Source organism: Hyphococcus formosus (assembly GCF_046736345.1).
GTDB classification, from domain to species: Bacteria; Pseudomonadota; Alphaproteobacteria; order Caulobacterales; family Parvularculaceae; genus Hyphococcus; species Hyphococcus formosus.
This window is the reverse complement of record NZ_CP157210.1, coordinates 1,890,931-1,912,727: the sequence shown is the minus strand read 5'-3', so window position 1 is coordinate 1,912,727 and position 21,797 is coordinate 1,890,931. Positions and strand designations below refer to the sequence as shown.

The 21,797-nt window shown below is 52.1% G+C and carries 13 protein-coding genes; 7 read left to right on the top strand and 6 right to left on the bottom strand.

From position 1 onward, the window contains the following. Positions 1-106 precede the first annotated feature (106 nt). The 3 genes from ABFZ83_RS08695 (at position 107) to gltX (ending at position 4,639) form a co-directional block, all read left to right on the top strand. Positions 107-1,513 (top strand): serine hydrolase domain-containing protein, encoded by a 1,407-nt coding sequence (locus tag ABFZ83_RS08695; protein WP_411816156.1) that lies wholly within the window; start codon positions 107-109, stop codon positions 1,511-1,513. A 71-nt stretch (positions 1,514-1,584) separates the two neighbouring features. Continuing rightward, positions 1,585-3,246, top strand: a complete 1,662-nt coding sequence (locus ABFZ83_RS08690; RefSeq protein WP_411816155.1) for an NAD+ synthase — start codon at positions 1,585-1,587, stop codon at positions 3,244-3,246. 64 nt (positions 3,247-3,310) lie between these two features. Next, positions 3,311-4,639, top strand: a complete 1,329-nt coding sequence (gene gltX / locus ABFZ83_RS08685) for a glutamate--tRNA ligase (RefSeq protein ID WP_411816154.1) — start codon at positions 3,311-3,313, stop codon at positions 4,637-4,639. Between the two features lie 3 nt (positions 4,640-4,642). On the opposite strand, the gene ABFZ83_RS08680 is transcribed toward gltX, so the two are convergent. Further along, a complete protein-coding gene (locus tag ABFZ83_RS08680) occupies positions 4,643-5,197 on the bottom strand; it encodes a TIGR00730 family Rossman fold protein (protein WP_411816153.1) in 555 nt (184 codons plus the stop codon). A 101-nt stretch (positions 5,198-5,298) separates the two neighbouring features. On the opposite strand from ABFZ83_RS08680, the gene ABFZ83_RS08675 reads away from it, so the two are divergent. After that, positions 5,299-6,273, top strand: a complete 975-nt coding sequence (locus ABFZ83_RS08675) for a LysM peptidoglycan-binding domain-containing protein (RefSeq protein WP_411816152.1) — start codon at positions 5,299-5,301, stop codon at positions 6,271-6,273. 22 nt (positions 6,274-6,295) lie between these two features. On the opposite strand, the gene ABFZ83_RS08670 is transcribed toward ABFZ83_RS08675, so the two are convergent. From ABFZ83_RS08670 to xrtD, 5 genes are all read right to left on the bottom strand, one after another. After that, the gene (locus ABFZ83_RS08670) at positions 6,296-9,595 is read right to left on the bottom strand and encodes an efflux RND transporter permease subunit (RefSeq protein ID WP_411816151.1); all 3,300 of its coding nucleotides are present in this window, start codon (positions 9,593-9,595) and stop codon (positions 6,296-6,298) included. After that, positions 9,592-10,659, bottom strand: coding sequence for an efflux RND transporter periplasmic adaptor subunit (locus tag ABFZ83_RS08665; protein WP_411816150.1), 1,068 nt, complete (start codon positions 10,657-10,659; stop codon positions 9,592-9,594). Before ABFZ83_RS08665 ends, ABFZ83_RS08670 begins: the two co-directional genes overlap by 4 nt. Before the next feature lie 191 nt (positions 10,660-10,850). After that, positions 10,851-11,702: a CpsD/CapB family tyrosine-protein kinase gene (locus ABFZ83_RS08660; protein ID WP_411816149.1), complete on the bottom strand. Its 852-nt coding sequence runs from the start codon at positions 11,700-11,702 to the stop codon at positions 10,851-10,853. A gap of 35 nt (positions 11,703-11,737) precedes the next feature. Then, positions 11,738-13,384: a GumC family protein gene (locus tag ABFZ83_RS08655; protein WP_411816148.1), complete on the bottom strand. Its 1,647-nt coding sequence runs from the start codon at positions 13,382-13,384 to the stop codon at positions 11,738-11,740. Between the two features lie 306 nt (positions 13,385-13,690). Next, positions 13,691-15,316 (bottom strand): VPLPA-CTERM-specific exosortase XrtD, encoded by a 1,626-nt coding sequence (gene xrtD / locus ABFZ83_RS08650; protein WP_411816147.1) that lies wholly within the window; start codon positions 15,314-15,316, stop codon positions 13,691-13,693. Positions 15,317-15,789: 473 nt separating this feature from the next. On the opposite strand from xrtD, the gene ABFZ83_RS08645 reads away from it, so the two are divergent. From ABFZ83_RS08645 to ABFZ83_RS08635, 3 genes are all read left to right on the top strand, one after another. After that, positions 15,790-17,037, top strand: a complete 1,248-nt coding sequence (locus ABFZ83_RS08645; RefSeq protein ID WP_411816146.1) for a WecB/TagA/CpsF family glycosyltransferase — start codon at positions 15,790-15,792, stop codon at positions 17,035-17,037. A 68-nt stretch (positions 17,038-17,105) separates the two neighbouring features. Further along, entirely contained in the window at positions 17,106-19,535 is a 2,430-nt protein-coding gene (locus tag ABFZ83_RS08640; protein ID WP_411816145.1) for a tetratricopeptide repeat protein, read from the top strand. 67 nt (positions 19,536-19,602) lie between these two features. Then, on the top strand, positions 19,603-21,789 hold the full coding sequence (locus tag ABFZ83_RS08635; protein WP_411816144.1) for an AAA family ATPase: 2,187 nt from the start codon (positions 19,603-19,605) through the stop codon (positions 21,787-21,789). The last annotated feature ends 8 nt before the right edge of the window (positions 21,790-21,797 follow it).

The window sequence follows — 21,797 nt, the reverse complement described above, 5'->3', positions numbered from 1 at the left end:
TAAGCGCCACTCGACTACCGCAAAAGATTGACCTCGTCTAGAAATCGTTTGTGAAGACCTGACAACGCGCCTTTTGTCGAATGGTCGAAGGGGATATGTTTCGCCAATGACCGAATGGAAACTGCATCACAAAGTATTGACTGCCGCCGGAATTTTGGCCGCGCTTGGCGTAATTTACGGGGTCGTCAAAGCTGATCGCATCGCGCGAATTGGCGCAGGCTATAAAGCAAAAATCACTTGTTCCGAAATATTCGTCGCAGGCCGGGACGGACAAGAAGTCATCCGTAGAGAATTCCTCGGCATGCCCGCGACGATGAAGCAGATCCACGTTAACGTTGACTACGAGGCAAAAACCGTGCGCGCCAGCGGGCCGATTGGTTTAGGCGGGATCAAAGCTATTTATCGCGACGGTTATGGTTGTACGTTAGCAAATGCGGGTAGGGTTGGTCTTTTACCAGCAGTAAAACCAAGCGGCACGACAAGTGGGCCTTGGCCTTTAGCGAGGCCTATATCTGGTGAGGCGTTAGAATATGTTGACTATGGTGCAGTGGATTATGCTCTTACGCAGGCCTTTGAAGAGAATGTTGCACAACATCGGTCATTTCTTGTCGTTGTAGACGATAAAATTGTCGATGAGATGTATGCGGAGGGGTTCAATGAAGACACGCCGCTTTTGTCTTGGTCTATGGCCAAAAGTGTCACCACAACTCTTGTGGGGGCGGCGGTTTATCAGGGCTATCTCGACGTTTCAGCGCCTGCGCCTGTACCTGAATGGGAGGGTGATTCCGAGAAGTCTCAGATCACATGGGATGACCTTCTCCGTATGCAAAGCGGGCTAGAATTCGAAGAAGATTACGAAAAGCCCCGATCTGAAATAAATCGTATGTTGTTTGAACGTCCCGACGCAGGAGGATTTGCGGCGCAGAGCGATATTGCCCACGATCCGGGTGAGGTTTGGTCCTATTCGAGTGGGACGGCCAATATTATTGCTAGAACATTGCGACAGGTACTGAGCGAGCAGGGGGTAGATTTCTATCAATTTGCTCGTGACGCATTATTTGAACCGATCGGTGCCGAGAGATTTGTATTAGAACCGGACGCGTCGGGTTCGTTCGTCGGTTCGTCATTTGCCTATGCGACGCCACGTGACTGGGCGCGATTGGGGCAGCTTTATCTTGATCAAGGCGTTTGGGATGGCGTACGCGTATTACCCGAAGGATGGTCTGACTATGTTGCCTCCCCCACAGATGCCTCGGATGGGCAATATGGTGCGCAATTCTGGCTAAACCACGATGGCACAGATGGGCGCACACGTTTCATTCCCGGTTTGCCTGAAGATGTTTACTTTATGTCGGGGCACGAAGGGCAATATGTCCTCGTCGTGCCAGATAAAAATCTAGTGATGGTGCGCATGGGAATGACCCGCGGTCGCTCTCCTTTACCCGAAATTGCACCCCTTTTTAGGGATGTTTATGACGCAATCGGATATGGCGGTGACCGAGACCGAGGGTAAAACCTGATATTTTTCCGCTCCTCTAGGCCAGAATGCTTCTATTCTTCGCTGAAAGAGCCTAAATCGCATTCATGAGTGATACACTTTCTATAGCGATTGCGCAGATCGCACCGGTTGTTGGCGATGTAGACGGCAATGTGCAGCGGATACGCAAGGCTCGAATGGAGGCTGCGGAAGCTGGCGCAGACTTGGTTGTCTTTTGTGAGCTTGTGGTCTCCGGCTACCCGCCGGAAGATTTGGTCAACAAACCATCATATCAACGCGCCTGTCGCGACGCGGTATTAAAGCTTGCGGAGGAAACCCGAGATGGTGGACCCGCGATGATTATCGGCTCGCCATGGCGGGAAGATGATGCGCTGTATAATGCGGTATTCTTGCTCAATCAGGGGGAAATCGCTGCGAAGCGCTTTAAGGTACGGTTGCCAAATTATGGTGTGTTTGACGAGCCGCGCCGATTTACCCCCGGGCCCGATTTCCCAGAACCGACACTTTTCAATGACGTCAAGCTCGGATTAATGATCTGCGAAGATATGTGGCTCCCCGGTGCGGGCGAGTATCTCACCGGCAAGGGCGCGGAGCTATTCATCGTCCCGCACGGGTCGCCATTCCGAAAGTCTGCAATTGAGGAACGGACAATGGCAGCGCGTGCGCGCGTTACTGCAACCGGGTTGCCGCTTATATTTGTAAACCAATTAGCCGGACAGGACGAAATTCTGTTTGAAGGCGCTAGTTTTGTGATGAATGCAGGTGGGGCCGTTCAATATCGCGCACCTCAATTCGCTGAAACAGTCGCTATCACGAAATGGCGAAAAGCCGACGATCATTGGCAGTGTACGGAAGGGCCGGCCGCGCCTTGGGTTGATGGTTCGGAAATGATTTACCGTGCAGTTACGCTTGCCGTTCGCGACTATGTTACTAAAAACCGATTTAAAGGGGTTGTGATTGGTTTATCTGGCGGCGTTGATTCTGCGCTAACGGCAGCGATTGCTGTTGATGCTTTAGGGGCAGATGCGGTGCGGTGTGTGATGATGCCTTCGAAATACACGGCCGATGAAAGCCTCGAGGATGCCGAAGCCTGTGCGAAAATGCTCGGTGTTTCCTACCAGTCGATACCGATTGCACCAGGGGTTGAGGCATTTGACCAAATGTTGGCTCCTAGTTTTGCGGGACGCGAGAAAGATGTGACCGAAGAGAATATTCAATCGCGCTTGCGCGGGGTTCTCTTGATGGCGCTCTCCAACAAATTTGGTGACATGGTTTTAACGACCGGCAACAAATCAGAAATGTCGGTTGGCTATGCCACACTCTATGGCGACATGAATGGCGGATTTAATCCGCTCAAAGACATTTATAAAATGGAAGTCTTTGCGTTGTGCCGTTGGCGCAATGAGCATCACGCCAGTGAATTGTTGGGCCCAGAAGGACAGGTGATACCTGACCGTATCATCACCAAACCGCCGTCAGCAGAATTGCGCGAAGATCAGAAGGATGAGGATAGCCTCCCGCCTTATGAAGTGCTGGACGCCATTTTGGAAATGTTGGTCGAGAAAGAAATGGCGGTGCGCGATATTGTGGCCAAGGGCTATGAAGAAGCATTGGTCCGTCGGGTCGAGCATCTTCTCTATGTGGCTGAGTATAAGCGGCGGCAGGCACCGCCGGGACCAAAGGTCGCCGCGGTGAATTTCGGTCGAGATCGCCGATATCCGATAACAAATGGCTGGCGCGATAAATAGGCCGTTTGACCAGAGGCATCGGACCCGCTAATCCAACGGTCCTTCCGCGAGAGTTGAAAATATCATGAGTGTTAAAGTCCGTTTTGCGCCTTCGCCTACTGGTAAATTGCACGTCGGCAATGTGCGCGCTGCCCTTTGGAATTGGCTATTCGCCCGAAAATCTGGCGGAACCTTCGTCCTGCGTATCGATGATACGGACCTGGAGCGGTCGACCAAGGAATATGAGGACGGTATTCGAGAAGACCTCGCTTGGCTTGGTCTGACCTATGATGAGACCATGCGCCAATCCGCGAGGTTTGATCGATATGAGGAGGCTGCGGAGGGGCTGAAAGCGGCCGGTCTTCTCTATCCTTGCTACGAAACGGCTGAAGAGCTTGATCGCAAGCGGAAGATACAGCGCGCACGTGGATTGCCCCCGGTCTATGATCGGGCTGCGCTCGCCCTCACTGCGGAACAGATTGCCGCTTATGAGGCAGAAGGCCGGAAGCCCCATTGGCGTTTTAAGCTCTCGCAGGCGCAGGTAAAATGGAACGACCTCATTCGCGGAGAGACGGTCGTTGAGACCGCAAGTGTATCCGATCCGGTATTGATCCGGGCCGATGGTGTTTTTCTGTATACGTTGCCCAGCTGCGTTGATGATATTGATTTGTCGATCACACATGTGATGCGCGGTGAAGATCACGTCACCAATACTGGCGTGCAGATTGAGATTATCAAAGCGCTCGGCGGAACGCCGCCGCAATTTGCGCATCATTCTCTTTTGGTCGGTGCCGATGGGCAAGGGCTGTCGAAACGACTTGGCTCGCTTTCTATTCAGGCAATGCGCGAAGATGGCATTGAGCCTGCGGCAATCACCAGCCTCCTGGCCAAGCTCGGTACCGCCGATCCAGTTATTCCGCAGTCGGATTTGATGAAGCTTGCCGAAAGCTTCGACTTCGACCGGCTAGGGCGTGCGCCAGCGCGTTTCGACAACACCGAACTCGAAGCGTTGAATGCGAAATTATTCCATGAGACCGCCTACGATGCGGTGGCAGATCGCTTAAGCGATGCGAAAATTTCTGAGCCGCTTTGGAACGCCGTTCGTGGAAATATTACCCGGCTGTCGGATGTCGCGGAGTGGGTTGAGGTCGTCGATGGTGAAATCGATCCGGTAATTGAAGACGCCGCATTTGCGAATGAGGCCGCGGTGCTTGTGCCGGATGAGCTCAACGACGATTCATGGCAGGAACTCACTAACGCGATTAAGGAAAAAACCGGGGCAAAAGGAAAAAAGCTCTTTATGCCCCTGCGCTTAGCGCTGACCGGTCGGGCACGCGGCCCTGAAATGGCGGTTTTATTGCCTCTTATCGGCGCTGAGAAGGCACGCGCTCGTCTCCGGGGCGAGCGCGCATAGATGCTAAACGCGGGCGCTTAGCATCCGATCTTCAGCTTCTTTGAACACGTCCTGCACGTTGTCGACAAAAACAAGGTCATTCAAAAGCTCTTTGTCTGCGAGATTGCTCTCGACGACATGGTTCAGGAGTTCGCGGAGCGGAGTCCAAAAACCGTTCACATTCAGAACGATAAGAGGTTTTCGATGAAGGCCGAGGCGTGCCCAGGAGAGAACTTCGATCAGTTCTTCAAGGGTTCCGATGCCGCCGGGGAGTGTGACGATTGCGTCAGACTCCTCATACATCGTCATCTTCCGTTCATGCATGTTGCTGACGACTTTATGGTCAACGCCCTCGAGAATGCCTTCTAATTCAACAAGAAAATCAGGGATGACGCCGAAAACCTTGCCGCCTGCGTCACGGGCCGCACCCGCGGTAGCGCCCATCAGACCCAGTTTGCCGCCACCGTAAACGATGCGGCAACTGCGTTTTGCGGCTTCCTGACCGAGTGCAATCGCTGCTTCTTTGAAGGCTGGATCATTGCCAGGGCGTGATCCACAATAAACACATAATGATTTCATAGACTTACACGTTTCTTTTTGTTGGTCGGGCATTGTACGCGGTTTTACAAGCGGGTAAAGTAAATTCAAGCCTGCGAATTAACCAAAAGGAGCAGTGTTCTGTGCGTGTTATCATCATAATCCTGTTACTGATCGTTCTCGGATTCATCGGCTGGAAGGCCGCTGAAAGATTTAAAATTATCGACAGCCCGCAAGAACAATCGAGCGAGCAATCAACGGAAGTTCCTGCGACTGAAGAACCTGCCGAGCAAGCGACAGAACCAGCGCTCCCGAGCTTTGATGTCGTCAGGGTCGACCGTACCGGTTACGCAGTGATCGCTGGCCGCGCAAAACCCGGTTCTGAGGTTACTATATACGCAAATGATGAAGTTCTTGAGAAAGTAGAAGCGGAGCGAGATGGCTCTTGGGTCATTTCAACAGATACGCCACTCGATGCTGGGCCGGTTGAATTATCGCTTTCTATGAAAACCGGTGACGGTACGGTAATCCGCTCTGAGGACACGATCCTGATTTACGTACCGGAACGAGAAGGGGATATCCCGCTTGTCCTGCGGACGACACCGGGCGGCGCAACCGAAGTGTTACAAGATCCGCGTGAGGCAGGTCCCGGTTTGGGGCCATTGAGCCTCGATGTTATCGACTATGATGATACAGGAGCTGTCATTTTTTCTGGCCGCGCAGACCCGGGAAGAGTGGTTCAGCTCTTTATAAACCGGCAACTGATCGGGCAGGTTGCTGCGGACGAAGACGGCAATTGGATGATCGCACCGGAGATACAGGTGGAGCCCGGTGTGTACCAGCTATTGGTAATTCAGCTCGATGAAGAGGGACGTCCCGAATATGCTATCGAATTACCATTCGAGCGAGCATCCGCAGATCAAATTCAATTGCGCGACGGTAAGGTCATCGTTCAGCCCGGCAATAGTCTCTGGCGTATTGCGCGGCGTGCCTATGGACGGGGCGCGCAATATACGATCATCTATGAGGCTAATGCCGATCAGATACGTGACCCGGATTTGATTTATCCAGGTCAGATCTTTGAAGTCCCCACAGCGGAAGACGAAGAGACGGAATAAGTAACATTCAAGCGCTGCGGATTTATTCCGCAGCGTGCTGATAATCGGTATCGTTCTTTGATTTCGCAGATTTTGCTGGCCCGGATTTGAGGCCTAATTGACGGCGGAGCCAAACATAGCCTGTCATTAGGCTATGTATTAGCATTGGCGCGCGGCTTCGCAGTACCGTAGGGGCGGCCAGCATTACAGGCGTTAGAATTAGTGTCAGAACGGTTGAAAATGCCAAGCCAAATACGACTGCCGATGAAAGGAGAACCCACCAGCTAGAGGTGGTTGAACCATGTGTGATCGTTCCCGCGCCAAAATCCACGTTAATTTCAAAGACCATAGGCAAGAGACCCAGAATTGTCGTCGCGGTCGTCAAAAGAACGGGGCGGATTCGCTGAGCGGCCGTGCGCACCACAGCCTCTTCGACATTTAGGCCCTTCCGGCGCAGATATTGATAAGTATCAATCAGGACAATGTTATTGTTCACCACAATCCCGGCGAGCGCGACAATGCCTGTGCCGGTCATGATGATGCTGACATATTGACCGGTTATTGCGATCGAAAGTAAAACGCCGAATACGGACATTATAACCGCGACCAAGGTCAATGCGGCGTGATAAAAGCTATTAAATTCCAACAGCAAAATCATCGCGATCATGAACAAAGCCGAGGCCATAGCGACTTGGAAGAATGCAGCGGCTTCATTTGCGTCTTCATCCGCGCCCCGCATTACCCAGCTTACATCCGGGCCGAGAACGCCTGTCTCGAGCCATTCCTTCATGTGGCTAATGGCGCGATCCTGGCTTACAACATGGCCTTCGACACGGGTATTTCCATTCGCTTTTACGTCTATCACGCGCTTGCCATTACGGCGAACAATCCGGTCGACCTGTGGTTTTGCTTCCCGTGTCACAAAGTTGGATAACGGCACCGATCCTTGCGGGGTTTGGACCCGGACGGCGTCGAGCGCGAAAATATTTCGGTTGTCCTCCGGATAGCGCGCGCGGATATCGACCTCATCATCGGAGTCCGATGGGCGGTACTTGTCTATCAACAAGCCATCAGTCACAAATTGTAGGACGGCACCAGCTTGCTGAACGGATAGACCGTATCGGCCCGCAAGCGCTCTGTCGATTTCCATCGACCATTCAATGCCGGGGAGGGGCAGCGTGTCTTCCTGATCCATATAGGCAGGGACTTCCTGACCATCGACGACAATGGTGGTTTCATCAACAAACTGACGGACCTTTTTCGCCGCAGCGACCATGGCGTCGAAATCGGGGGAAGTTATCTCGACCTGTGCGTCTTTACCGACGGGTGGACCGCTTTCGCGTTGCCGTACCTCGACAATGACACCGGGTACATCTTGAACGCGGGCACGCAACTCGTCCAACACGATCTGCGAATGTTGCCGCTCCGAATAGCTGATGAGGTCTATTCCAACTTGTCCAATCGTTTCAGCAGGCATTTCGGTCGTGCGCGAAAGGCCGGGGCCGGTCTGGATGTATATATGTTCAATTGCCGGGTGGTCTTCGAGCCGTGCTGAGACTTCCCGGACGACGTTGATTTTCTGCTCTGCGGACAAGTTTCCGCGCGCGAGCACCAATGCATTGATTTGCTCGTCGTCGCTTCGAATAAAAAATTCAACATCGGGTGCCGCGAGTTTGAAGGATTCAAGGCACAAAAATGCCACGGCAAATGCGCCCGCGGCGACTAATACTGGCCGGCGGACAAGGTCTTTAAGAACGCGTGCATAGGTGGCAACCGGCCCTGTTAGGCTCGTCGGATCAACTTCATCCACTTCATATTGCTTCGGTGGCCCTTCAGTTTTTCCCTTCAGTTTCATCCGTTGCTTCATCCAATCGGGGATGCCGAATAATGAACCGATCACCGGTAGAAAGATGAGTGCAACAACCAATGAGCAAAGCAGCACATAGATCAATGTAAGCGGTAAGTAGCGCATGAATTGGCCGGGCACGGAGTTCCAGAATAAGAACGGAACAAAGGCGGCCAATGTCGTTGCTGTTGACGTAATGACGGGCCAGAACATGCGTTTTGAGGCCTCGAGATAGGCGGTTTTCCGCGCTGCGCCCTCGGCCATACGCCGGTCAGCATATTCAACAATGACGATCGCCCCATCAACGAGCATACCGACCGCGAGAATGAGACCGAACATAACCATCATATTGAGCGTATATCCGGATACGGATAAAAACAAAAAGCTCATCAGAAAGGTGGTCGGAATCGCGATGCCAACCATCAGAGCAGAGCGAAGGCCCAGAGCCGCTACAATCACAACCATGACCAACAGAACGGCAGTCATCACCGATGCGGTTAGTCCAGAAAGTGAGTCTTTAACCGTGACGGATTGATCGCTTAGGAATTCGTATTGGATCGTTGCCGGCCAAAATTTGGCTTCTTCCTCGACGGCCGCGCGGGCCAATTCAATAGTCTCAACGATGTTAGAACCGGCGCGCTTTGTCAGTTCAACACCAATGGCCATCTCGCCATTGAAAAGCGCATAACCCTGTCGGTCTTTAAAAGTCCTACGCACCGATGCGATATCGCCAATTGTTACGACATTGTCGCCATTGGCGCGCACGGGAGTTGCCGCAAGGTCCTGCGCGTTACGAACGAGCCCCGGTGCCTTGATCGCGAATGTTCCGTCACCCTGCTTTATGGAACCCGCGGTGACCAATTGATTGTTAGCGTTTACGGCGTTGACGACTTCGAGTTCCGTGAGCCCATAGGATTCCAGTACCTGAGGGTCGACGATGACTTCTAAAAGCTCTTCGCGAGCGCCTGTAAGCTTTGCCTCCAAGACGCCGGGAACACCACTTAAGCGGTCTTCTAGGTCTTTGGCGGCTTGAAACAATGCCCGCTCAGGAGCATTACCGTAAATGATGGTCGTCAGTATGGGAAACTGATTTTGAACGTTAAATTCTGATACAATTGGTTCTTCCGCGTCCGATGGATAATCGGCTTTTGCGCGATCAACCGCTTCGCGTACGTCGAGAACGGCTTGGTCGATATCGACTGTGGTGTGAAATTCCAAAATGATCTGCGCCGCGCCGTCATAGGCGAGGGCATCCATTTGCTTAATCCCCTCGACATTTTGCAATTCCAATTCGGTCGGACGGACCAGAAGTCTCTCGCCATCCTCTGGCGATACGCCGGGCAGCGGTAGAGAAATGGCGACGATCGGCACCGTGATATCTGGCTCCGATTCCCGCGGAATGGTGTTGTATGAAACGAAGCCGAATAAAATCATGACCACAAGAGCGGTCATGACCACGCGTGTTCGCGTGAAAGCGGCGTCAATTATGCGGGTCACGACTGACGCTCCGCGGCATCAACAGATTGAACCTTTTGCCCGGTTGAGACAAAACCCTGACCGCTTGTGATCAGCTTAACTTGGGCTTCTAGTCCGGATACCCAGATCCCGCTTGGTGTTTCGCCGAGCATTCTAACCGGCTCAAATTGAACGATATTTTCGCCGTTAAGAGAGCGAATGCCAAGATCGCCATTGTCATTCAGGATCAACGCAGATCGAGGCACTTGGTGTGCGCTGCGTTCGCGCGCGAAGACTGTGAACTCCGCAGTGACTCCGTCACGAAGATTGCCGTCATCATTCGGGACTTCCAGTTCGACATCAAATGTTCTGGTTGCCGGATCGGCTGATTTCGCCACGAAGCGAACCGTTCCCTCAATGGTCTCGCCCGTCGCCAAGGTCGCGACACCGCGGTCGCCAATCGCAATTTTATTGACATCGCGTTCCGAGACCGCGCCGACGATCAGAAAGGGCGAGCGTTGAATAACGGTAGCACACGGATCACCAACCTTTAGGTAGTCACCAACTTCTGCGTGCCGTTCATCATAAACACCATCGAAGGGCGCATTGATTTCAGTTTTTTCCAGTTCCAGACGCGCGCGTTCGACCAGAGCGCGGGCTTGGTCGCGCACGGCTTTCGCTTGCGCCACACCGGTTTCTGATCGGAACCCATCCTCGCCAAGTTTCTCAGCGGCGTTGTAGTCCAATTCTGCTTTGGCGAGGGTTGCATTGGCTTCGGCAAGCTGGGCCCGCCGCGCATCAACACTCAGGCGACACAAAACTTCGCCCTTCGATACGAAAGAGCCAATTTTTGTTGGGGTAGCAATAATGTTGCCGCTAGTCTCTGCGCGGACGATTACTTTTCGTTCGGCTTTTGTACGCCCTCGGATCGTGACTTCGTCACGCCAGTCTTGTGGTGAAATTATTTCGGTTACGACGGTAAAGTCGGGATTGGCCGCAGCCTCAACCTGCTCGGCTTCTCCCGCAAACAGGCTTCTGATCATGAAATACAGGACGATCAGCGCGATTATGATGCCTGCGAGTTTGACGGGCTGAGAAATTTTCATGTCGGTCGGCTCGTAATGATTATAACTAACAGGCTGTTAAAACGCCTGTGAATGAATATTTCATTCACAGGTTAATATACTGGGTAGTTTACCTGCGGGCTTCAAGAATCAAAAGCCATAATTGCCAAGAATAATGACACAGAGACCCGTTTCCGGGACAGGCTTTTCTGGTGATGGAGAAAAATCGCCTATTAGTAGTATTGGTTCGGCATAAACGCCGCTGGTGCCTTATTCAGCACAGTCCCCAAAATATTGGTTTTTCCCAGAATTCGGCGTGCTTCCTTCAATTCGTCCACGCGGGTGTCTCCGCTGGCAGCCACAAGCAGAACGCAGTCCACCTTCGGTAAAAAAGCGATTGTGTCGTCACAGCCAAGAAGTGGCGACATGTCGAAAATCACCACACGAGAGCCAAAATCATTGATTGACGTGTCGATCAGTTGATCCGCACGATCAGAAGTCAGATGTTCGGCCCCACGCCGGGTGACGCGCTCATTAGCGATCAAAACGACATCACTCAATCCGGGACGTACGGCCACATCCCTGAGGTCGCGCTGACCCTCGAAATAGTCGAGTACGGATGGGAATTCTTTAAGGCCGAGATAGCGAGCGACACTAGGACGATAGAAATCCAGATCGATCAGTGTGGCGCGTGATCCCGCTTTTGAACTGATGGCTATTGCGAGATTAATAGCAGTCACCGTTTTACCTGCGCCTGAGCCAGGCGAAACGACCGCAAGGGTCTTCCAGCCCTCGGCTTCCATCTTTTGCAGAACGCGTGTCCGCAATACGCGGTAGGCGTTCAATACTGGATCCTGTTCGTTTGCAATAATGCGATTTGCACCGAACTTTTCAAAATCACATTCAACGGTTGCGAGGTTCAAGTCGTCAATTGCGGCTTCCTGTTGTGGAGCCGGTTGAGGTCGCGCATTGGCTTTCGCCCGTTCTGTGACTTTTTCAAACGGGGTCTTTGTCTCTGTGCTTTCTGGCGCAGTGGCATCTCGAGTATGTCGGGCGCGCGTTACTGCGTTGCGAATGCGATCCATGGCTAAGCCTTACTTCAAACCTGTTGTCACTACTCTTATACGGCCTCGGGAAGGGTATTCCCGGGACCACCACGGCCGCGAGATTTTTTACCCTTGCGACCGAATGAAATTGAAAATGGAAGCCGTCCGGTTTTTTCCTTCTCTCCATGAATATAGGGAATAACCGCAATTGGTTGGCCACCGATGATATTTGCAATGTGGGCGCGTCCGCGAATACGCGACATAAGTAATTCCATACCGAAGGCGGTTACCCCACCGGCACCAAGGGCTGCAAAGACCGCAAGCAACATGAGCTTTGGACGATCAGGACTTGATGGTTTTTCCGGCAGGAGAGGGGGCTCCAAAGTCGAGAATTTTTCTGCGCGATTGTTGATCTCAAGATTTTCCGCGAGCTGCGCAGATTGCTGTTTCGATAAGACGTCCTGATACTCAGTGAAGAGATTTTCGTAATCGCGCGTGAGGCTGGCAAGACCGCGTTCGACCTCCGGCGTCTTCGCAATGCGTTGCTCTAAGGAGATAATCTGCTCTTGAGTTTCATCTGATTTTTTATGGAGCATCCGAATTCTATTTTCGATGACCGCAATCCGGCCTTCCAATTGAACGCCAGTGATGTCCGGAGATCCCTTGCGGGTTTCGTCACTAATCCGGTTGCTGAGGGCTTCGCGTGCTGCTTCGACCTCTGCCTCGGCCGCGGAAACGGCTTCCTCATCCGGGGCGTCCGAACGCTCTAACGCGATCAGGGCATCTTCTTTCTCGGCCAATGTTTCCCGCAGACGTTTTATTTCAGTACTTGGGGCCATACGACGACGGATTGATGCAATTTCTTCGCGCTTCGCAACAATCTCAGGATAGCTGTCGTGATAGGTCGCGCGCAGACGTGCCAATTCAGCTTCTAGCCGGGTCAATTCCATGGAAAGGCTATTATCACCGGCGGTGCCGCTGATTAATTGCGATTCAAGGAAGCGACGCTCTTCCTCTAGCTGGGTAATCGCGGCTTGCGCGTTACTGTAATCGTCCCGTGCCCGCTCCAGCATATTAAGATGCATATTTAGATGTTCCGGAAGCGCATCAGAATTTTTAGCCTTGAATTCGGAAACCCGATTTTCCATTTCCGCGACAGCATTGCGCAGCCGCGTTGATTCCTGCTCAAAGAATTCAGTGGTGTTTGACGCGCTCGTCGTTCGGGCACGGATATCTTCGTCAATAAACAGGGTCATAAATTTGTTTGCGACGAGAAACGCCTTGCGCGCTTCCCGATCTGTATAGGCGACGGTAAACGCAATGGTCCCATCACCTTGGCTGCCGCGATTGACGCTTGTGGTAATGAGTTGAACATTCAGCCGCTGACGCATCAGCTTGACCCGCTCACTCTCTGACAGGCCTAATTCTTTTGGGAAGAGATTGTATTCGTCAGCAACCTCTAATAGCCGGTTGCGCGTCATAACCTGTTGGCGGATGGTTTGGATGCGTTCTTGCGCATAGGCGTTAATGGTTGAGCGGACAAGGTCTGTGGGGATCTGCTGGGATTCCACCAAGATGGTTCCTTGCGCCGTATATTTTGCTGGCAGCAGCATTACGGTCAGAATGCCCAGCGGGACGATAACGATCACTGGTAAGATAAACGCAAGAAAGCGCCGCTGAAGAATGATCAGCGCATCCTCTAGTGTAAACTCGTCACCCATAGTCCGTCAGTCCTGTTCCTGCTGTCGTCTCAACGCTTTACCGGCGCTTTTGTCCGTCTACTATAAGCCCTTTTTGGTGGGATTTCTCCCATAACGAGCATTTCAATTCCCTAATACACACCGTTTGGATGAACGGAATATGACCATAGAACAATAAGTTAAAGGCGGCGTTAGCGAGCCGTAATGTTTCCGCCCCTGACGGCAATATATCGCCAAACCCAAGTTATATGGCTGCTAACCCTTGATCGGGTCATAAATGAGGCAGCCAGTGGGGTTTTAGATAAAAATCACCGCCAATTTGTTACCTTATGCGTCCGGATCAAATTCCCGCGTCACCTCAACATCCGCAGGCGGTACATATGCTGGCAGTTTTGGATTTAGCTCCTTCATGTAGCCCATCAGGCGCTCATCAGCATCGGAAATTATCTCTTGGCGGCCGATTGGCGTCATAATCCGGATCATCGCGCCGTCAGTACGGCGAAGTTTCACGGCATCGAAAATCAACAGGAACTTCATCACAAATTCATTCGCGATTTTCCGCCCCCGTTGATCATACCAGTAATAGACCAACTGTCTGACGCCCCGATTTTCGATGATGATGCGGTTATAATGGAAGCGTTGCCCATCCGGCATTTCGACCGGTACGACGTCATGCTGGGTAATTTGCCATCCGCCACCGGGGATGCACTGACGCGGTGAATGCCAGCTATGGCCGTGCCGCTGCATGTTCAAATAGGCGACATACAGATTGAAATGCTCATCCTCGGGGCTGACCATATTCGTGATGATATAGTCATCGGCACCTAGGACCTCGAGCGTCTCATTGTCGACTTTTTGCACTTCACTGGACCAACCTTCAAATTCATAGGGTAGGCCGGCCAAGGATGCACGCTCGGGGACCTTGAGGATGTTGGATGTCCCAAAATGAACATACGCACCTGCGGCCAAGATGATTGCAATCGAAATCGAGCCAAAGATTGTGAAGGTTTTTGCGCTCCATTTGGTCGCAGAAGGTTGCGCCGGAATGTCAGGCAAGCCGAGCAATTCGGTGAATCCCTTTTTGCCGGAGAGGCGGGATAGCGCCGCAATGACGATGAATAACATTGCCAGGCACATCAAAAAGACGACCCAGCCTTCAAACATGTGAATGAAACCTTCCGCGTGTTCCGGCCCAAACCGCTGAACCAGCAGGCCCGTTGCAGCAACGCGGAAACTGTTCATTACGATCGTAATTGGGATTGTCGAAAGAAATACGATTGCCCGCTGCCATAACGGCGCGTTGAAAAGATAAGCCGCGAGGAAACCTAGGCTTAAGAACGGGAAAAGATAACGCAATCCGCTACAGGCTTCTGCGACCTGTAGTTTGTAATCGCCCAGATCAATAATATTGCCGGACAGAAAGACCGGAATACCCAGTAGCTCAATCATGAAAACGCCGAGCTGTGATGACCAGAGCTGGAATTGCTGCGACAGAACCGTGATGAACCAATAGGGGGGCGGCACCATGAACAAAAGAAAGCCAATCGGCAAAAGCGACAGCCAGAAAACCCGCCAACCGCCTAACGCCAGCGCCAACGAACCAAGCATGGAAATCATCGCAAGGTGCTGAAATATCATCAGCGAAGTGACGGTAAGCTCTGAGAGAATCAGAACAATCGCGGAAATTGCGACGCCCGCAATGCCCAATGCGACCGGTTTCCCGAGGCTCCCCAAAAGCGCGTCACGACGGGACCACAACATCCAACCCGCAATGACAGGCAGAAAATATCCGTGGCTCAATTCTTCTTGTTCGCCCCAGCGTTTGAACAGATTTTCGATCCCGCCCCAGAAAGCAAAAACATAAACCAGCCCCAGCGCGACCAGTAGATAGACCGGGCGTAGTTCAATCTTTGCGGTGGGTGCTGTGGTTTGTTCAGAAGAATTGTCACTCATAAGTGGTGTCTTGTTTCCTGATTTTTGGAGCGAAGCCCCGTTTCATTTCCGCGTTCTACCGTGCGGTTACATCGAATTTGTTGGCAAACAGCAAATTTAGTGCCGTCGATCAATTCATTGCCGGGCGGGATAAGTAAAGAGCATTCAAGGCTTAATGGCTTTTAATCACTATTCTTGCACCGCGGTATATTAATCATTCTACTATGCCGTTAAGGTAAATATCTTAAAATATTCAGAACCTTAGTTCCGATGTGGTGAAGGCCCGCTCCGGCTGTGTTTGTCTGGATTTTATGCCTGCCCCTTTGTTTGCGCGAGTTTTGGGGTAAATTTTTTATTAAAAACACGTCCCACGCGAATTTGGCCCATTGTTTGCTCATTACATCTCGAAATTGAACTCCATATAGCCTTAACGGCGAAAGAGTTCTGAACTGAAACAGCGTTAACGCGTTAACATAAAACGGCAAGAAAAGTTCATGAGCGATAAACCGGCACATAAATTCTCTAACCCAGCGCAATCGCAGACTGGGCTTGGCGCGCCAGCGGCTGAAGTTGCGGCGTTGCGTAGAGATGATTTCGATCGGGATGTGTGGTGCCTGATGGGATTGCCGGTTGATGTGGCCGATATCGATCAAACAGTGCGTATGATTGACGACTCATCGCGTAGTGGAAAGCGCCTCTCTTTCATCACGCCCAATGTCAATTTTCTTGTGCGTGCGAACAAAGACAAGAAGGCTCGGTCAGAACTTTTGAATGCAGATTTGAGCGTCATTGATGGCGCGCCACTCGTGAAAATGGCGAAATTGCTAGGTTTGCCGGTTACGTCGCGGGTTGCCGGATCTGATGTTTTTGAGGCGCTACGTCGCCGCCCGTCATTTTCTGGCCGCAAGCTAAAGGTATTTTTCTTTGGAGGTCGTGACGGCGCTGCCGAGCAGGCAACAAATGCACTAAATAATGAAAACCGCGGTGTGGAGGCGGTGGGATGGATCAATCCGGGTTTTGGCGACGTGGAAAGTATGAGTTCCGAGGCGATTATCGACGAAATCAATGCTGCCGAGCCTGACTTTGTCATGGTGGCGCTCGGTGCCGCAAAAGGGCAGGCTTGGATCGAGCGCAACCGTGATCGGTTGGCTGCGCCGGTCACCGCGCATTTGGGGGCCGTTGTTGATTTCACCGCTGGCGGCATTCAGCGCGCCCCGGAATGGGTTCAGAAAAGCGGCTTAGAGTGGTTGTGGCGCATAAAAGAAGAGCCGAGCTTATGGCGTCGTTATTTTGATGACGGTCTGGCTTTGGCGCGGATTGCGCTCACTGACCTCGCTAGCCAGTTGACCAAAGCTAAAAATGTAACTGGCGAAGGTGCTGCGACCGTTAAGGATCAGGACGCGGCGGGGAAGGTCGTTATTCACCTTTCGGGTGATCTCGGTCGTCATAATCTTCGTCCGGTACGCGAAGCCTTTCGCCAGGCGGCGACAGCCTCCGCAAGCGGCAATGCGAATGCCGTAATTTTGGATTGTTCGAGCCTCAAATCGGTAGACCGTGCATTTTTGGGACAACTTTTGATGCTCGAGAAGAACCTAACGGCGTCTTTTTGTGTTCTGAAGCTTGCGGGTGTCCAGCGGTCGTTACAATCGCTATTGCGCGCCAATAACATGATGTATCCGGTGGCAAATGACAGCGAGTTGAAAATACTGGACAAATTACCCGTTCAGCAAATAGCAAGTTAAGAGTTTCGTTGTATCGGGCATGCAATAGTGGCAAACCCGAGCAATCTCAGCGACAAAGGTAGGGGAAGATGACGACAGGCAAATTCAATCGTTCGCGTAGCGCAGCGAAAAATTCGGCTAAAAAACGCACAGCTACGTGGCTGTTAGCTGTTTCCGCGCTGGCTATGGCGTCGGCCTGTGCCTCGCCGGAAGAAAAGGCCGAGCGCTACGCCAAGGAAGGTACTGAATTCCTTGAAGAGGGCGATCTTGCGAAAGCCTATATCCAGTTTCAGAACGCCCTGAAAAATAATGAAGAACATGTCCCAACGCTGCTGGGACTCGCAGAGATCGCAGAGCAGCGTCAGGATTTCGAAGCAATGTTTGGCTTTCTGCAGCGCGCGGTTCGGCTTGATCCCACTCAAATCGACGCGCAGATCCGGTTGGGAAAACTTTATCTGATCAGCAGTGACGAAACGAGCGCACTGGAAAAAGCCGAAAAAGCGCTCGAATTGGACCCAAACAGCACTGATGCAAAAAGCCTGAAGGCCGGCATTCTTCTTAAAATTGGTGACAATGCTGGGGCCGTCGATCTCGCCCGTGAAGTGCTGGCTGAAGATCCGAAGAATGCTGAAGCGGTGACCGTTGTCGTTACCGACCTTTCCGTGAAAGGTGACCGCGAAGGCGCGCTCGCTGAGTTGGAAAAGGCATTGGAGCTAAACCCGCAAGTGGCCATGCTTCAGCTTTTACGAATTCACACATTAAAATCGCTGGGACGAAATGAGGAAGCGCACAGTGCCTACGCTGACCTTATCGAGCTGTTCCCAAATCAATCAGCATACCGTCGTGTTTATGCTAATGAGCTGATCACGCGCAAAGAATTCGATGCTGCCCGTGAGCAGATGGAAGCGATTGTCGAGTTGAACCCCGACAGTTTAGAAGCGAAGCTTGATGTCATTCGAATCGTCAAGGTTGCGGAGGGCGTTGACGCGGCTGAAGCTAAGTTGAAATCTTATATCGACGCTGAACCAGAGAATACGCAGCTTCAATTTGCGCTCGCGGATTTTTACATTGGCGAAGGCCAGCAGGGTAAATCCGACGAGCAGCTGAAAAAGCTGGCAGAAAGTAAAGATCAGGATATTGCTTTCCGTGCAAAGAATAAAGTTGCGGCCTCTTACCTGTCGAAAGGTGAGATTGATAAAGCAAAACCGATCATCGATGAAATTCTTGCGGCTGATGATCGCAATACCGAAGCTTTGATTAAACTCGCGGCGCTCCAGATCGATAATGAGGAATATGACGAGGCAATCGTTAATCTTCGTACGGCGCTAAACAACAACCCAGACGCGCATGATGCGATGTTGCTGATGTCGGTTGCGTTCGAACGTCAGGACAATTTTAGCTTCGCGCAGTCTGAACTTGCTAAAGCCTATGATAAGAGTAAACGAGATCCGAAAATCTCTAATCGCTATGCGCGTTTCTTGTTGCGCCGTAAAAATGTGGATCGGGCGGAGCAAATTCTTGAAGATTCTTTAGCTTCACATCCGGCTGATATCGATAACCTGCAGTTATTGGCGTCAATTCGCCTATCGCGTCAGGACTGGCGCGGAGCGGAGGAAATCGCGACGCAGATCGAAAACTATAGCAATAGTGGCGAATTGTCTTCGAGCATCAAATCGGCGGCTTATATCGGGCTCCAAGATTTTGACAGTGTAATTAATACGCTTTCGGCTCAGGCCGAGGATGCGCCGCTGAAAAGTCGCCCGCTAACCGCACTCGTTTCTGCCTATGTCAAAGAAGAGCGTGCGGATGAAGCGAAAGAGCTTCTTGAACGAATTCTTGAAACAGACGAAGACAATTATACGGCACGCATTCTATTGGCGCGGGTGTATACTCAACAAGGAAACATGGATGCCTATGAGCAAACGCTCATTGACGCAACCGAACACGACCCTTCGCGGGCAGAAGCATTTGAACTGCTCTATCGGACCTATTTAGGTGATGGTCGGCGGGATGAAGCGGCTGCATTGATCGAGCGCGGGCTCCGCGCAAACCCCGAAAGCGACGCATTGCGTGTGTTCAAGGCGGATGTCTTGTTAAATCAGGGTAACCGAGAGGGCGCACTTGAATTGTATGATGAACTGATTGAGGCGCGGCCGACAGACCGAATCATCGCCAATAATTTTGTCAGCTTATCAAGTGACCTGCGTACCGATGCTGAGAGTATTGCTCGCGCATTGAAAGTCTCTGAAGCAATCGCTGAGATCGAAAATCCATATTATCAGGATACGGTCGGTTGGGCGAATTACCGCGCTGGGAATTATGCCAAAGCGGTTGAGCATTTAACCAAGGCCGTGGACGGCGCTGGTAACAATGCCGAGATGCTTTATCACCTTGGTGCGGCGCAATTGGCGAATGGCGATAAAGAAGCTGCTAAGACCAGCCTCGAAAGCGCGCTGAGTGCAGGTGGTTCGGGCTTTAGGTACGAAAATGAGGTCCGAGGCCTTCTAGCGCAACTGTAATCAGACTAGGAACCCGGCTGACCTTGAGTGTGTTGGCGAACTTATCGCCGATCGAGAGCAATCGCCTATGTATGAACAGTTTTTCGGCCTGTCGGAGAAGCCGTTTTCTATTCAGCCGGACCCGTCTTTTTTGTATTGGGGCCGAACACATCGCCTTGCCTATGCGATGCTGGAATATGGTGTGCTCAATCACGCCGGTATTTCTGTTATCACCGGTGAGGTCGGTTGTGGAAAGACGACACTACTTCATCGTCTTCTTGATCAGCTCTCTGACACACATACCGTCGCGCTACTTTCTAATGTGCAGGAAGGGCGCGGCGACTTATTAAGCTGGGTGCTAATGGCGTTTGGCGAACCATTTACGGATGGCGGCCATGTCGCGTTATTTTCGCAGCTCCAGAATTTTTTCATCAGTGAATATGCCAAAGGCAAGCGCATCGTTCTTATCATTGACGAGGCGCAAAATCTCTCGATGGATATGCTTGAGGAGCTGCGGCTGCTCTCCAATATTAATGCGGGTAAAGATCAGCTCCTACAGCTAATCCTTGTCGGTCAGCCGCAACTCAAAGACGTATTGAACCGCCCTGAATTATTACAGCTGACGCAACGGGTCGGGTCGGATTTCCATCTGACGCCACTTAGCCGCGATGAAGTCCACGCCTATATTGAAACGCGTTTATCGATTGCTGGATGTAAGCGACGAATTTTTACTGAACGCGCTATCGACCTTATCGCCGAGCAATCGCGCGGCGTACCGCGTGTTATTAATGTGATTGCCGATACGGCCTTGGTCTATGCGTTTTCAGCCGAGGACCTTGTGGTTGGCGTTGAGACCATCCGCAATGTGATCCGGGATAAAAAGTCATATGGTGTATTTGGAATCGCATCCAATGAACCGATGGCTGGGCCGATCGAAAACAAGGACGGCGAGGGACCGGATGCCTTTGTTGGTGAAGCTGACCCGGATTACAGCCTCCTGAGTGAGGAAGCGCGGGCACTCAAAGAAACCAGCGAGCCAAAGGAAGTGCAGATTCCGTCATCAATTGAAGGTGGCACCCAAAAGACTGCAAAAATGTCGGTGAAGTCACTCGGCGACGTAAAAGATCAGGTCACTGATCTTCGCGAACCGAAAACGCCGCAAGTTCAACCTGAACCAGCGCGAAGGGCTGCAAGTTCACAAGAGCGGGTTGAATCTGAGGTCAAAAATCCAGCCTCCAAAAGCGTGGTGCGTGACCGCTCTAATACGGAAGAAAGCGCAATAACGGGTGTTGTTGTGCTTGGTACGGATCCGCGCATTTCCCCCGAAGCCGCGATCCGCTCGGTTGGCGATGGCCGGGCAATTGTATTTGTCCCGATGGGACAAATGCCGGATGCCATGGGCGTCGCGCGAAAATCTGGGGCCGTGATTGCAGAGCAGGGCGGCAAAGGCGCACCTTCCGCAGGACGCGCGCGGAATGCCGGGTATCGGCAATTGAAGAAAATTGCGCCGCATACTCGTTATGTCCAATTTATTGACGCGGACAGTGCTCTCGACCCGGATTGGCTGCGGCAGGCCGAGCGTTTTATGAACCGCCGGCCTGAGGTGGCGGTGATTGAAGGGCTTGTTAATCGGAATGGTCGTCGACCAAATTTTGCGACCTTAGCGGCAGAGAAAAAAGCCGAATCTCCGGGGGAAATTGTCACCGTCGCCGGTGAGGCAGCACTAGTTCGTTGCGAAGCTTTCGAAGCTGCCGGTGGTTTCAGGGGCGATTTGCTGGCTTGTGAGATGGATGATTTATGCATTCGGCAGCGAAAGCGCGGATCGCATATCTGGCGATTAGATGCAGATATGATCATTCGCGAAGCTAGGCGCAATCCAAAGATGGGCTGGTGGCAGCGGTCTTTGCGACTGGGCTTCGATAATGCTTACGCAATGTCTTTGCATGGTAACCCGCCCGAACGTCACGGTGTTGGCGCGACCGTTTGGTCGGTGCTTTGGGGCGGGGTTTTTCCGCTGACAATTTTGATGGCTGCTGGATTAGGAGCGCTCGCCGCTTCAATGTTCGCACCTTTGACACCAGCCCCGTTGGTTGCGGCGGGGATACTGGCGCTGGGAGCAGCCGTTTATATTTCTAAAATAATCGCGAGTATTATTGCGCGCGGCGTCTTTAGCATTGGGGCGTGGAGTGGAGCTTTCGGTGCAGTTTTCGGGCGCTTTCCACAGTGTTTGGGCGCAATGCGTTTTTGGCTGGGCGGGTCACGACCGGTGCGTTAAGTCGCCGG

What these genes read in the sequence shown, in the direction of transcription:
- ABFZ83_RS08695 (WP_411816156.1), top strand. Translation starts at nt 107, where the DNA reads ATGACCGAATGGAAACTGCATCACAAAGTATTGACTGCCGCCGGAATT.
- ABFZ83_RS08690 (WP_411816155.1), top strand. Translation starts at nt 1,585, where the DNA reads ATGAGTGATACACTTTCTATAGCGATTGCGCAGATCGCACCGGTTGTT.
- gltX (WP_411816154.1), top strand. Translation starts at nt 3,311, where the DNA reads ATGAGTGTTAAAGTCCGTTTTGCGCCTTCGCCTACTGGTAAATTGCAC.
- ABFZ83_RS08680 (WP_411816153.1), bottom strand. Translation starts at nt 5,197, where the DNA reads ATGAAATCATTATGTGTTTATTGTGGATCACGCCCTGGCAATGATCCA.
- ABFZ83_RS08665 (WP_411816150.1), bottom strand. Translation starts at nt 10,659, where the DNA reads ATGAAAATTTCTCAGCCCGTCAAACTCGCAGGCATCATAATCGCGCTG.
- ABFZ83_RS08660 (WP_411816149.1), bottom strand. Translation starts at nt 11,702, where the DNA reads ATGGATCGCATTCGCAACGCAGTAACGCGCGCCCGACATACTCGAGAT.
- ABFZ83_RS08655 (WP_411816148.1), bottom strand. Translation starts at nt 13,384, where the DNA reads ATGGGTGACGAGTTTACACTAGAGGATGCGCTGATCATTCTTCAGCGG.
- xrtD (WP_411816147.1), bottom strand. Translation starts at nt 15,316, where the DNA reads ATGAGTGACAATTCTTCTGAACAAACCACAGCACCCACCGCAAAGATT.
- ABFZ83_RS08645 (WP_411816146.1), top strand. Translation starts at nt 15,790, where the DNA reads ATGAGCGATAAACCGGCACATAAATTCTCTAACCCAGCGCAATCGCAG.
- ABFZ83_RS08640 (WP_411816145.1), top strand. Translation starts at nt 17,106, where the DNA reads ATGACGACAGGCAAATTCAATCGTTCGCGTAGCGCAGCGAAAAATTCG.
- ABFZ83_RS08635 (WP_411816144.1), top strand. Translation starts at nt 19,603, where the DNA reads ATGTATGAACAGTTTTTCGGCCTGTCGGAGAAGCCGTTTTCTATTCAG.